The organism is uncultured Methylibium sp. (assembly GCF_902826655.1).
GTDB lineage: Bacteria > Pseudomonadota > Gammaproteobacteria > Burkholderiales > Burkholderiaceae_C > Methylibium.
The window spans coordinates 1-12,042 of record NZ_CADEFR010000030.1 but is presented as its reverse complement, the minus strand read 5'-3'; the positions used below and the strand labels follow the sequence as shown (position 1 = coordinate 12,042).

Below are 12,042 nucleotides of genomic sequence, written 5' to 3'. Positions count from 1 at the left end.
CGATGAAGCGACACCTGATCCGCGCCCTGGCCCTGGGCCTGCTGGGCGCCTCGTCGGCCGTCATGGCAGCCCCGCCGGCCGAGCGCCCCGCCCTGAAGAACGAGTCCTACCGCGCCGCCGACGGCAGCCGCGTGCTGCAGCAGTCGATCGAGCTGCCGGCGCCGCTGGCCGAGGCCTGGGCCGCCTTCACCACCACCGAGGGCTTCCGCGCCTGGGCCGCGCCGGTGGCGCAGGTCGAGATGCGGCTCGGCGGCATCATCGAGGCGAGCTACGACCCCGACGCGAAGATCGGCGCGCCCGGCAACATCCGCAACGAGATCGTCGCCTTCGTGCCGCAGCGCATGCTGGCGATGCGCAATCGCCAGGCGCCGCCGAACACGGCCTTCGACGCCGCGGCCTTCCAGAAGCTGCACACGGTGGTGCTGTTCGAGCCGCTGGGCGAGCGGCGCACCCGCGTCACCATCGCCCAGCCGGCCTACCCCGCGGGCGAGCCCTGGGACAGCGTCTATCGGCAGTTCGAGGCGGGCAACGGCTGGTCGCTGACCCAGCTGCACAAGCGCTTCGTCGACGGGCCCGCCGACTGGTCGCGGCTCAGGACGCCGCCGCCGGTGGAAACCCGCTGAACAGCCGTGCGGCGAGTTCGCGCGGGTCGTTGATCGTGCGCACCTCGGCGTGGGCGGCCTCGGCCTCGGGGTGGCAGCGCCGCAGGTAGTGCAGCCACTGCTTGATGCGGCCGGCGCGGTGGCGCGCGTCGATGTGCTGCTCGACGCCCAGCCAGAACTCGCGCAGCAGCGGCTGCACGCCGGCCCAGCCCAGGCGGGCCTGGCCCGGCGCCGCGATGGCCAGCGCCAGGCCCGGATCGGCGACCATGCCGCGGCCCAGCATCAGCGCCTCGCAGCCCGAGACCTCGCGGCAGCGCGCCGCGTCGGCGGCGGTCCAGATCTCGCCGTTGGCGACCACCGGCACGGCGACGGCCTGGCGGATCTCGGCGATCCGCTCCCAGTAGGCGGGCGGCCGGTAGCCGTCGGCGCGCGTGCGGGCGTGCACCACCAGTTCGCTGGCGCCGCCGGCGACCAGCGCCTGCGCGCACTCGACGGCGCGCGTCGCATCGTCGAAGCCGAGCCGCATCTTGGCGGTGACCGGCAGCGTCGCCGGGACCGCGTGGCGCACCGCGCCGACGATGCGCGTCAGCAGCTCCGGGTCCTGCAGCAGCGCGGCGCCGCCGCCATGCCGGTTGACGACCTTGGCCGGGCAGCCGAAGTTGAGGTCGATGCCCTCGGGTCCCAGGCCGGCCAGCCGGGCCGCGTTCTCGGCCAGACAGACCGGGTCGGACCCCAGCAGCTGCGGCCGCACCGGCACGCCGGCGCGCGTGCGGCCGCCCTGGCGCAGCTCGGGCACGATGCGCAGGAAGACCCGCTCCGGCAGCAGCGTGCCGGTGACGCGGATGAACTCCGACACGCAGCGATCGATGCCGCCGGCACGCGTCAGCACGTCGCGCAGCAGGTGGTCGAGCAGCCCTTCCATGGGCGCGAGCAGCAGGGTCATCGATGGCAGGCGTGGCGGGACGGCCCGCATTGCACCACGGCGTGCGGCCGGCGATCATCCGTCCCCCCAGACCTTGCCGGAGCGTCCGTGCTCAAGATCCTCGCCTTCATCGCCCTCCTCCCCCTGGCCGGCGGCCTGACGATCGCGCGCGCCCAGACCGCGGCGCCCGACCTGGCCGCGATCGCCGCCAAGGAGAAGGCGGCCGTGGTCAGCCCCAGCGGCCTGGTCTACCGGTCGCTGAAGGACGGCAAGGGACCGAACCCGACCGCCGCCGACGTCGTCACCGTCAACTACCGCGGCGTGCTGGCCGACGGCAAGGAGTTCGACAGCTCCTACAAGCGCGGCCAGCCGGCGAGCTTTCCGCTCGGCCGCGTCATCCCGTGCTGGACCGAGGGCGTGCAGCGCATGAAGGTGGGCGGCAAGGCGAAGCTGACCTGCCCGCCCGACATCGCCTACGGCTCGCGCGGCGCCGGCGGCATGATCCCGCCGAACGCGACGCTGCAGTTCGAGGTCGAGCTGCTGGGCATCGCGGCCCGCTGATCGACGCCGACGCCGTGGCCCTGGCCGACTCCGGGGATCCCGTCCTGGCCGAGACCCGCGCCTGGGTCGAGCGCGCCGTGATCGGGCTGAACCTCTGCCCCTTCGCGCGGGCCGTGCAGGCGAAGCAGCAGGTGCGCTACGTGCTGAGCGAGGCCGACGACGAGGACGCGCTGCTGGCCGAGCTGGTCGACGAGATGGAGGCGCTGGTGGCCGTCGACCCGGTGCGGGTCGAGACGACGCTGCTGGTCCACCCGCAGCTGCTGCGCGACTTCCTCGACTACAACGACTTCCTCGACGTCGTCGATGCGGCGCTCGACCGCCTGGGCCATGCCGGGGTGCTGCAGGTGGCGAGCTTCCACCCGCAGTACCAGTTCGCCGGCACCGGGCCCGACGACGTCACCAACGCCACCAACCGCTCGCCCTACCCGATGCTGCAGCTGCTGCGCGAGTCCAGCATCGAGCGCGCGGTCGCCGCGTTTCCCGACACGGCGGAGATCTATCGCGCCAACCTGCGCACGCTCGAAGCCCTGGGCGCGGACGGCTGGGCCGCGCTGCAGGCGCAGTGCCGCCGCGACGCGGAGCAGGCGCCGACCTGAGCCTCAGCTCGCCTGCGGCCTGGCCGCGCCCTTCTTGAAGACGCGCTGGGCCAGCGTGACGACCGCGAGCACCAGCGCACCCGCGACGATGCCGACGATGCCGTCCAGCAGCACCGGGCCGATCCAGGCCAGCACCCCGCCGACGGCCGGCCAGGTGGCCAGCTGCTGCGCCAGGCCCTCGATGGCGTGGTGCAGCGCCGGGACGCCGTGCGTGAGGATGCCGCCACCGACCAGGAACATCGCGGCCGTGCCGGCGATCGACAGGCCCTTCATCAGCCAGGGCGCCGCGCGCAGGATGCCGCGGCCCAGCGCCTGCAGTGCCGCCGAGCCCGGCCGCCGGCTCAGGTAGAGGCCGGCGTCGTCGAGCTTGACGATGCCCGCGACCAGGCCGTAGACGCCGATCGTCATGATCACCGCGATGCCGGTCAGCACCGCGACCTGGGTGCCGAAGGGCGAGTTGGCCACCGTGCCCAGCGTGATCGCGATGATCTCGGCCGACAGGATGAAGTCGGTGCGGACGGCGCCCTTGATCTTGTCCTTCTCCAGGGCCACCAGGTCGACGCTCGGGTCGGTCAGCGCCTGCGTCAGCTCGGCATGGTGGGCCTCGTCCTCGGCGCGGCTGTGCAGGAACTTGTGCGCGAGCTTCTCGAAGCCCTCGAAGCACAGGAAGGCACCGCCGACCATCAGCAGCGGCGTCACCAGCCACGGCGCGAAGGCGCTGATCGCCAGCGCCGCCGGCACGAGGATCAGCTTGTTGATCGCCGAGCCCTTGGCGACCGCCCAGACCACCGGCAGCTCGCGGTCGGCCTTGACGCCCGAGACCTGCTGCGCGTTGAGCGCGAGGTCGTCACCCAGGACGCCCGCCGTCTTCTTGGCGGCGACCTTGGTCAGCACCGACACGTCGTCGAGCACGGTGGCGATGTCGTCGAGCAGTGCAAGCAGGCTGCTGGCCATGGAGGTCCTCGTGGGCAGGTCGGAAGGCGGGATGGAGACGAGCGGGCGCCATGCTAGCCGCTGGGCGGCCGACAATCCGGCACGGCGCCGCCGCCGGTCCCGCCGAACCTGCCGATGCCCGACCCCACCGATCCCCCTGGCACCCAGAGCACGAGCCGTGCCGCGGGCCGCCATCGCGTCCGCGTCGAGCCCGGCGGCCAGGAGTTCGAGGCGTCGCCCGACGAGCCGCTGCTGGTCGCGGCGCGCGGTGCCGGACTGGGGCTGCCGAGCTCCTGCCGCAACGGCAGCTGCCGCGCCTGCCGCTGCCGGCTGCGCAGCGGGCGCATCGCCTACCGCATCGAGTGGCCGGGGCTGCTGGCCGAAGAGAAGGCCGAGGGCTGGATCCTGCCCTGCGTCGCCCATGCGGCGTCGGACCTGGTGATCGAGCAGCCGGTGGTCGAGGGCAGCGCCTCGCGCTAGCGCGAGGCCGCCGCGGCCGGCGCGACCAGCAAGGCCCGCAGTTCGCCCAGCTTGGCCTTCAGCACCCGGGCGTTCGCCGGTCCCATGCGCAGCAGCATCTTCTGGCCGGCCGAGCGCTGCTCGAGCGAGCGATCGGCGAACTCGTAGCGCAGCCACGGGCTCTGCGGCTGCAGCGGCCCCTTCACGTCGGTCTGCACCAGCGCGACCTCGCCCGACGGATCGGGCGTCTGCAGCAGGTGGTCGATGACGGCGACGACGCGGTCGTTGAAGTAGCGCCCGGGGTAGCCCTGGGCCTCGTAGGCCTGCTGGAGCTGCGGATAGAACTGGCGGTAGAGGCCGACGGCGCGCGCGCTGTCGAGCGCGGAGACCATCGCGACGAACGGCGCGTAGCGCTGCGCGTTGGCGGCCGACAGGATGCTGCGCTCGCCGCGCGCTTCGGGCGCAAAGCGTCCGGGCGTCGGCTGCACCGGCCACAGCCGTGCGGGCGCCTGCTCGCGCGCCAGGTTGTCGACGGTCGCGACGAAGCGCCGCGCTGCCTCGTCCAGCCGCAGGAAGCGCTGCGCGTCGGCGCGGCCCAGCAGGGCGGCGGCGGCCTCTTCCAGGCTGGCGATGCCCCCGGCCGAGGCCGGCGGCTCGACCGGATAGCGGATGGCCGGTTCGCTGGCGGCCGCCGGCGCCGGCTCGACCGCGGCGACCGGGGCCGGCGCTGCCGCGACCGCCGCCGGGCGCGGTTTCAGGTAGCGCTCGTAGCCGTACCAGCCGCCCACGCCCAGGCCGAGCAGCATCGCGAGCGCCGAGATCCAGAGTGCCGTGCGGCTCATGCGTGGCTCCTTGCCATCGTCAGGACCGCATGATGGACCGGCGCCGGCCGCCGAGGTTCAGCGGCCGGCGCCAGGCCGCCGGCGTGTGTGTTGCAGCTTGTGAGCCGCGGCGGCTACTTCGCAGCGACCTCGATCGTGCCCTTCATCGACGGGTGCAGGCCGCAGACGTAGGCGATGTTGCCGGCCGCGTCGAACTGCAGCCTGGCGCTCTGGCCCTTGAGCATCAGCTCGCTGCGCTGCCCCGGCTTGCCGTCGGCGCCGACGACGGTGATCTGGTGGGGCGAGTCGTCCCCGTTGATCCAGGTCACCGACTGGCCGGCGGTGATCTTCACCGCGCCGGGGCCGAACACCCAGTTGGTGATGCTCACGTCGTTCGGACCGGCCGCGGCCACCTTCGCGTCGCTCGGGAACTTGCCCGCCAGCTTGGCGAGGTTGGTCAGGTAGTCGTCCTTCGCGAACGGCAGATGGCACTGGTAGCAGGCCGTGAGGTTGGCCTTGTCGTTGACCTGGCCGTCGGGGGTGAAGGACTGGTAGATCCAGTCGCCGTTGCGGATCGAGGCCGGGATGTCGTCGGCCGCGCCCTGCTTCTTCATCATCGGGTTGACGGCCAGCAGCTTGTCCTTGATGAAGCGCCCGTTGGCGTCCTTCAGCGGCTTGCCGTCGGCGTCGAGCTTGGCGGCGTAGGCCGCCAGCGTGATGACCGCCCCGTCGGGGATCGGCCGACCTTCCTTGGCGGCCTTGACCACGTCGGCGCTGGTCCAGAACTCGCGGTACTGCTTGTTGTCCCAGCGGTCCAGGGTGGCGTACAGCACGCCCTTGTCGTAGCCGGCCGGATAGGCCAGCTTGTTCGGCCCCGGCGTCACCAGCACCTGCTGAGCCACCGCCACGGCGGTCACGCCACCGATCGCACATGCCGCCAGCACCGCGGCCCGACTCGCTCTTCTGCCCATGCCTGCCTCCTTGGTTGGATGGAGCAGGGGCAATGTACGCGCAAACAATGTCGCGCGGATGCAGCGCAACGGGGTGCCGGCCCGACGGCCGGCGCGCTCAGTGCAGGTCGCAGGCCAGGATGGCGGGCGCGGCGTACTCGCGGCCGACGACGGCGCGCGCATAAAGGTAGTTGTGGCGGGCGCGATCGCTCAGTTCGTCGAACAGCACGTGGCCCTCGGCGTCGCACGGAAAGCTCAGTGCCCGGCCCTCGTTGAAGAGCGACTGGAACCGGATCTCGTAGTGCATTTCCGATTGGCGGCTGGCAGAGCCCATGGCGGCGATCTCCTGTGGCAAGTGCGACGTCCCTGGGTTCAATGTGCTGCCGGCACCCCGCCGGCAAAGCATCGAGACGCGAGCACTTTCCTGGCCAGTTCAACGGCTTGCCGCTCCGCGGGGTTGACCGGCCCATCGCAGCGTGCGCTGCGTCACGGACCGACGCGGCCCGCTCGACGAACGACGGGCACGTCCCGCGAGGAACGTGCCCGTCGTCGTCCTGCGCGACCGGCCGATCAGCTCTTCGGCGGATCGATCGTCAGCTGGTTGTCGACGCTGACGACGCCCTTCACGGCCATCGCGAGCTGGGTCGCGCGTTCGCGCGACGTCGCGTCCGGCGCCGTGCCACGCAGCGCCACGCGGCCGCTGCTGGTGTCGACGTTGATCTTCAGCGCGCTCAGCTTGGCGTCCTTGGCGAGCTCGGCATTGACCGAGGTCGTGATCACGGCGTCGCTGACCTTGCTGCCGACCTCGTCGGCGGCGTTCTTGCCGGCGACCTTGGCGTCGGTCGCCATGTCGGCGGCCGCCTCCTTGGCGCGCTCGACCTGCTGCTGGGCGCTGGCCTGCGCCTGGTCGACCTTCTGCTCCACCGACGTGGGAGCGGCGGGCTGGGTCTCGGCGCGCTGCGCCTCGTCGGCCGGCCGGTTGCAACCGACCAGGGCCAGGGACACGAGCAGTGCGGCGCCTGCAGGGACCGCGAGCATTCGTTGGTTCATCTTCATCTCCTGGTGAATGCGCCGCACGGGGCAACGCGGATCGGTATGCAGCAACGCGGAGGCGGCGACAGGGACCGGGCTTCGGTAGGAGAAGCTTAGGAATCGACCACGGCCGCGACCATCGGCGCAGGCCGGCACTTGCTGTCGGACGATTCCGACACGGTCGCTTGGGTAGGATGCGGTCATCCCGCTCCCCTCCCGAGGAACCGCCCGTGAAGCGTCCTGACTCTCTGCCCGCCGTGGCTCGCTGCCTCGCCTTGCTGGCGGCCGCGTGCGGCATGCTGTCGCCCGTCGCTGCAGGGCCCACCGACTGGGCCGTGGCGGGTCGCCAGGGGATCATCCGCCTGGTGATCGTGCCTCAGGCCCAGGCCGGCGATCGTGTCGCCTACGACAAGCAGATCGAGTCGCTGTGCGCCGGGCAGGAGACCTGCTTCGTCAATTTCTTCACCAACTCCACCGGCGCCGCGGTGCAGGTGCCGCTGCCGGACGCGATCTTCAACGAGCCGACGGCCCTGCTCCGGCGTTCGGCCAAGCAGGGCGTCGACAGCTTTCGCTGGAGCTGCCGGCTGAAGAAGCCCGGCGCGGACTGCTTCTAGGCGCCCGTCACTGCGTCTCGATCTCGGTCGCCGTGCGGGTGTCGTCGTCGGACTGCACCACCAGCAGCTTGATCGAGTCGGCAGCGACGCTGGCCGGCAGCGTCATCACCAGCAGGTCGGCATTGACCCCGATGACCATCGGTGCGTTGAAGATGACGTTCTTCGTGCCGGCCTGGGTGACGCGGACCTGGTAGGTCGCCGGGGCGACGTCGACCGAGTCGTTGCCCGACGCCGGGCTCGCGTTCTTGTAGCCCACCGTCGTGAAGTTCGGCGAGACGGTGTTGATGTCGGTGCCGGTCGGGTTGACGTAGACGTCGACGTTGGACGCGTTGAAGGACGCGTTGACGACGCGCACGCGCGCGTTGTTGGCGGTCAGGCCCTTGTTGTACGGATCGTCGATCAGCAGCGTGTCGGCCGCCGCGGAGCCCGGCAGGGCGATGATCGAGTAACGATTGCCGCGGTTGGCGTCGAAGGGCACGTTGCCGAGGTTCACGTTGCCGACCGCCGTGCGCACCGACCAGGTGGCGTTGCCGGTCTCGACGTCGAAGTAGCGCGACGCGAAACGGTAGGGCACGTTGGTCGCATCCGATTGCGCGACGTCATTGCGCACCAGCGACACGTTCGGCCCCAGCGGGATCGCGTGCACGAAGCGCACCTTGGGATCGGCGATGTCCAGGCGGTCGTCGAGGCTGTCGTCACCACCGCCGCAGGCGGCCAGCAGGACCATCGGCGCGAGAGCGGCGAAGAGGAAATTGCGTCGGTTGTTCATCGCGGCACCTTTCGTGGAGTTGAGGCCGGCTCGCCCGGCCTGGGGCCGCGTGGCGAGCACGTCGAACGAGCAACGACACCGTAAGGTCGCGCCCGGCCGCGGTCTGTCGGTCGATCCAGGTGCTGCGTGTAGGCCGACGCCCACCCGGCGTCGGACAAGGCCCCGCCGCGTCGCGCGGCGAGGCGGGGCTCAGTCGATGAAGACGGCGCGCACGATGCGCCACTCCTGCGTGCCGTGGCCGGTGCGCGAACATCCCAGCGGCTCCGGCTCGGCGCCCGGCAGCAGCACGGACCGCGAGCGGTCGCCGGTGCCGCTGCCCATGTGGTAGCGGTCGAGCCAGACGCGCAGCTTGCGCGTCGGATGCGTGTTCTTCACCTGGATCTGCACGCCGTTGCGCGAGACGCAGGTGCCGACGAAGTCCTCGACGAATGCCACGTACTGGCGGGCGTCGTCGTCGGCCGGCGGCGCGGCCGACACCGCGCGCATCGCCAACGCCAGCACGACCCCGGCGCAGAGTGCAAGACGCATGCTTCGCTCCCGTGACCGGACGACCCGGACGCGCCGCGATGTTGGCATGACGGCGCTCCCGACCGACCGGCCGGGGCTACTGCAGCAGGTCGCTCTCGAACAGCACGATGCGATCGCCTTCACTGATCGCCACGCGGCGCGCCGCGCCCGGCACCACGCGCCGGGCGGCGAACAGGTTGCCGCCGCCGTCCACGTAGCGCGGCGTCCCGACCAGCGCGAAGCTCACTGTGTCGGCCACGACGAGCCGGTTGGCTTCGGTCGACGACAGGCAGGCGACGCGTGGCCGACCGGGCAGCTTGCTGCAGTCCCATGCGCCGCTGACGCTGCCGAGCGGCGCCAGCGAGATGTCGGCGGTGAACGCCGACGGTCCGACCAGAGCGAGACCGTCGCGCACGTCCAGCATCGTGCCGAAGCCGCCGTTCGTGGCCACCACCGCCGCTTCGCGCAGCCCGTCGGCGAGCACCTCGATGCGGCGCAGGCCGAACTCGGTGGTCTCGTTGTTGTAGCCGTAGATCTGGCTTCCGGTCGCATCGAAGCCGATGCGGTTGCTGCCGGTGTGGTCCTGCGTGCGGCGCGGCTGGACCACCATGTCGCGCACCAGGAAGACACCCCCGTGGCGCGGCGAGATGCCGGCGCGCCGCGTCGAGACCGCGAAGACGTCGCGCGAAGCCGGCGAGACGCTGAGGTCCTCGGCAAACAGCTGGCCGAAGAACGGATCCATCGGCAGGCGCACGCGCGCGAGTTCCTGCAGGCCGGGCAGCTCGAGGCTGACGACCTCGCCGGACCCGCTGAGGCCGACGTACAGCAGGCTGCCGTCCGCCGACAGCGCCAGTGCGCCGGGGTTGGACCCGACGGGCGCCGAGTAGCTGACCGCGCCGCTCGACGCGTCGATGCGCGCGATGCGGTTGCCATCGATCACCGACGACGGCACGCTGGCGTAGTACACGGCCCGCAGCGGGTCGTAGACGAGGCCGGCGTGAGTCATCGTGACGATCGTCGAGTTGCCGTCGGTGCCGTTGACGACCTGCCCGCCGACCGTGGCCGAGCGCAGCTCGATGGAGTAGGCCGGCGTGACGATCGCGCCGTCCGATCCGATCGCCCCGCGCTCGGCGCGGACCAGGCCGATCCCGGACGCGAAGTAGGTCTCCTCGGTGGCGGTCACGGTGTAGCTGACGCGCGTCCGCGTGCCCACGGCCAGGAAGGACAGCGTGATGCTGAAGTGCGCCACCTCGGTGGGCTGGCCGAGCACCGTGAGCACCTCGAAGCCGCGGAAGATCTGGCGCAGCTCGGCGCTGTAGTAGTCGACCTGTCCGTCGCCGTCGATGTCGACGCCGAGGCTGCCCTGGCGCAGGCTGCGCCGCAGGCCGCCGACCGGGTAGAGGGGCGTCGGGTACTCGATGTAGCTCGGCAAGGCCTGGTAGACGCCGGGCAGGAAGCCCTCGGCTCCGAACGGGTCGCGCATCTCGAGCCCCGCGGCGACGCGGCGGTACAGGGTGTCGATCGTGTCGGCGCCGTCGACTTCGCGCAGGCGCAGGTAGCCATTGGCGTCGGGGCCGGCCGCGACCGAGCGCGTCACCGTGCCGGTGATGCCGCCGGTGCTGCCCGAGCGGCGGTCGTAGGTCCAGGTGTCGCCGAGCGCCAGCGGAAACAGGTTGCGGGCCGACACGTCGATGCGCGTGCCGGCGGGCGCCACGTCTTCCGACAGCGTCGGCAGCAAGGGCGCCGGGCCGGAGCTGCCCCCACTGCCACCGCCGCCTCCGCCCCCACCGCAGGCCGCCAGCAGGGCGGCCAGGACCCACGCACACGCTCTGAACGCACGCTGGCGCCGCTGCTTCATCCTGCCCTCCCAGGCGATCGTCATCGAGTCGGGCGCACTGTAGCGGGGCACCGATCCCGGACCGGGCTCCACCACCCGGATCGAGGGGCAGGAAAAGCGAGCAGCGGAGGCCGGCGGGCCGGGGCGGTCAGCGCTTGGGCTTGCCCAGATTGAACAGGCCGCCCATCAGGCTGCGTTCGGACTTGGCCGCGGCGTTGGCGCGCGTGACCATCAGCCCGGCCGACAGATAGAGCGCGTTCAGCAGGCGCGCCGCGCGCTCGGGGTTCATGCCGGGCCACCGGGCGATGTCGCGGTAGGAGACCGACTCGCGGTGCAGGCGCTCGAGCGCCGACCCCAGCACGCCGGTGATCACCGGACGTCCTTCGGTCGAGCGCGACAGCGCACGGTAGGCGGCCGTGCCGCCGATCTCCGTGAGCAGCGTCTTGCGCGGCCCGTGCAGCGACACGGCCCACAGCCAGGGCACGAGCGGGTGGTACTGGTCGGCCGAGCCGATGCGCTCGTACATCCAGTGGCCCGGAGGCCGCACGCCGGGCGGCTCGGTGGTGATCACCTTGAGCCCCGCCATGCCGTCCCGCGAGGCTTGCGACATGTCGCGCGGCGAGTGGTACAGGCCTTCGGCCGGAAACAGGGTGACGGGCCAGACCAGCTGCTCGTGCTGCATGCACAGCAGCGCCGGCTCGCGGTGGCGGATGCAGGCCGCGACGATCTCGAGCACGTCGTCGCCGGCGTCCTGCTCCTCGAGTCGCTCGAGGTCGGCCTGCAAGGTCGTCGGCAGCAGCGTCGGCCGGCCTTCCAGCCGCATGAAGCCGCTGCCGCCGGTTTCGGCACGGATACGCTCGAAGGCGCTGATGCGCCACAAGGTCGAGTCCTCAAAGTCGCGCATGAAATCGACTCCAGATCACAAGGCTCCCCGCCCCGGCCCGATCATGCGGCAAGTCGATGACGATGAGCAGCCTGGGCCGCCCCTGCAATCAGGGGACGGCAGCGGCCGGTTGTGTATCCATCTGCACCAGGCCCGGGGTCGGGTTTACACGACCAGCACCGGGGTGTCGTCGTCTTCGGCCTCTTCGCCGAGAAAGCCCCCACTCTGGTGCGCCCACAGCCGGGCATAGAGCCCCCCCCGGGCCAGCAGGCTGCGGTGGTCGCCCTCCTCCACGACACGGCCCTTGTCCAGCACGATCAGGCGGTCCATCGCGGCGATGGTCGAGAGCCGGTGCGCGATCGCGACCACGGTCTTGCCCTCCATCAACCGGTACAGGCTGGCCTGGATCGCGGCCTCGACCTCGGAGTCCAGCGCGCTGGTGGCTTCGTCGAGCAGCAGGATGGGTGCATCCTTCAGCATCACGCGGGCGATCGCGATGCGCTGGCGCTGGCCGCCCGAGAGCTTGACGCCGCGCTCGCCGACATGGGCGTCGTAG

At 71.7% G+C, this 12,042-nt stretch carries 16 protein-coding genes; 5 read left to right on the top strand and 11 right to left on the bottom strand.

The features are described from left to right. Positions 1 to 2: 2 nt before the first annotated feature. Complete coding sequence (locus QZV97_RS12925; protein ID WP_295642593.1) at positions 3 to 623, top strand: SRPBCC domain-containing protein; 621 nt, start codon at positions 3 to 5, stop codon at positions 621 to 623. On the opposite strand, the gene QZV97_RS12920 is transcribed toward QZV97_RS12925, so the two are convergent. Beyond that, a complete protein-coding gene (locus QZV97_RS12920) occupies positions 592 to 1,545 on the bottom strand; it encodes a tRNA-dihydrouridine synthase (RefSeq protein WP_295642590.1) in 954 nt (317 codons plus the stop codon). The two genes, QZV97_RS12925 and QZV97_RS12920, sit on opposite strands and share 32 nt — an antisense overlap. 171 nt (positions 1,546 to 1,716) lie before the next feature. Here QZV97_RS12920 and QZV97_RS12915 point away from each other — a divergent pair, with 171 nt between their 5' ends. Both QZV97_RS12915 and QZV97_RS12910 read left to right on the top strand, forming a co-directional pair. After that, positions 1,717 to 2,085: an FKBP-type peptidyl-prolyl cis-trans isomerase gene (locus tag QZV97_RS12915; RefSeq protein ID WP_295642690.1), complete on the top strand. Its 369-nt coding sequence runs from the start codon at positions 1,717 to 1,719 to the stop codon at positions 2,083 to 2,085. Between the two features lie 14 nt (positions 2,086 to 2,099). Continuing rightward, on the top strand, positions 2,100 to 2,681 hold the full coding sequence (locus tag QZV97_RS12910) for a DUF1415 domain-containing protein (RefSeq protein ID WP_295642587.1): 582 nt from the start codon (positions 2,100 to 2,102) through the stop codon (positions 2,679 to 2,681). Positions 2,682 to 2,684: 3 nt separating this feature from the next. Here QZV97_RS12910 and QZV97_RS12905 read toward each other — a convergent pair whose 3' ends face one another. Continuing rightward, a complete protein-coding gene (locus tag QZV97_RS12905; protein ID WP_295642584.1) occupies positions 2,685 to 3,635 on the bottom strand; it encodes a DUF808 domain-containing protein in 951 nt (316 codons plus the stop codon). A gap of 114 nt (positions 3,636 to 3,749) precedes the next feature. Here QZV97_RS12905 and QZV97_RS12900 point away from each other — a divergent pair, with 114 nt between their 5' ends. Beyond that, entirely contained in the window at positions 3,750 to 4,094 is a 345-nt protein-coding gene (locus tag QZV97_RS12900; protein WP_295642583.1) for a 2Fe-2S iron-sulfur cluster-binding protein, read from the top strand. On the opposite strand, the gene QZV97_RS12895 is transcribed toward QZV97_RS12900, so the two are convergent. From QZV97_RS12895 to QZV97_RS12880, 4 genes are all read right to left on the bottom strand, one after another. Further along, positions 4,091 to 4,915, bottom strand: coding sequence for a DUF3014 domain-containing protein (locus QZV97_RS12895; protein ID WP_295642581.1), 825 nt, complete (start codon positions 4,913 to 4,915; stop codon positions 4,091 to 4,093). The two genes, QZV97_RS12900 and QZV97_RS12895, sit on opposite strands and share 4 nt — an antisense overlap. 113 nt (positions 4,916 to 5,028) lie before the next feature. Further along, positions 5,029 to 5,865, bottom strand: coding sequence for a cytochrome P460 family protein (locus QZV97_RS12890; protein WP_295642579.1), 837 nt, complete (start codon positions 5,863 to 5,865; stop codon positions 5,029 to 5,031). 97 nt (positions 5,866 to 5,962) lie between these two features. Then, positions 5,963 to 6,178, bottom strand: a complete 216-nt coding sequence (locus QZV97_RS12885; protein WP_295642575.1) for a hypothetical protein — start codon at positions 6,176 to 6,178, stop codon at positions 5,963 to 5,965. Positions 6,179 to 6,414: 236 nt separating this feature from the next. Beyond that, positions 6,415 to 6,894, bottom strand: a complete 480-nt coding sequence (locus QZV97_RS12880) for a BON domain-containing protein (RefSeq protein ID WP_295642571.1) — start codon at positions 6,892 to 6,894, stop codon at positions 6,415 to 6,417. Between the two features lie 212 nt (positions 6,895 to 7,106). On the opposite strand from QZV97_RS12880, the gene QZV97_RS12875 reads away from it, so the two are divergent. Next, positions 7,107 to 7,490: a hypothetical protein gene (locus QZV97_RS12875; protein ID WP_295642568.1), complete on the top strand. Its 384-nt coding sequence runs from the start codon at positions 7,107 to 7,109 to the stop codon at positions 7,488 to 7,490. Positions 7,491 to 7,497: 7 nt separating this feature from the next. On the opposite strand, the gene QZV97_RS12870 is transcribed toward QZV97_RS12875, so the two are convergent. The 5 genes from QZV97_RS12870 to QZV97_RS12850 form a co-directional block, all read right to left on the bottom strand. Then, a complete protein-coding gene (locus tag QZV97_RS12870) occupies positions 7,498 to 8,259 on the bottom strand; it encodes a DUF4397 domain-containing protein (protein WP_295642565.1) in 762 nt (253 codons plus the stop codon). A 189-nt stretch (positions 8,260 to 8,448) separates the two neighbouring features. Then, positions 8,449 to 8,787 (bottom strand): hypothetical protein, encoded by a 339-nt coding sequence (locus QZV97_RS12865; RefSeq protein ID WP_295642562.1) that lies wholly within the window; start codon positions 8,785 to 8,787, stop codon positions 8,449 to 8,451. A gap of 76 nt (positions 8,788 to 8,863) precedes the next feature. After that, positions 8,864 to 10,648 (bottom strand): hypothetical protein, encoded by a 1,785-nt coding sequence (locus QZV97_RS12860; RefSeq protein WP_295642559.1) that lies wholly within the window; start codon positions 10,646 to 10,648, stop codon positions 8,864 to 8,866. A 103-nt stretch (positions 10,649 to 10,751) separates the two neighbouring features. Continuing rightward, positions 10,752 to 11,507, bottom strand: a complete 756-nt coding sequence (locus tag QZV97_RS12855; protein WP_295642556.1) for a hypothetical protein — start codon at positions 11,505 to 11,507, stop codon at positions 10,752 to 10,754. Positions 11,508 to 11,651: 144 nt separating this feature from the next. Next, positions 11,652 to 12,042: ATP-binding cassette domain-containing protein (locus tag QZV97_RS12850; protein ID WP_295642554.1), on the bottom strand; the 391-nt coding region annotated here is incomplete at its 5' end.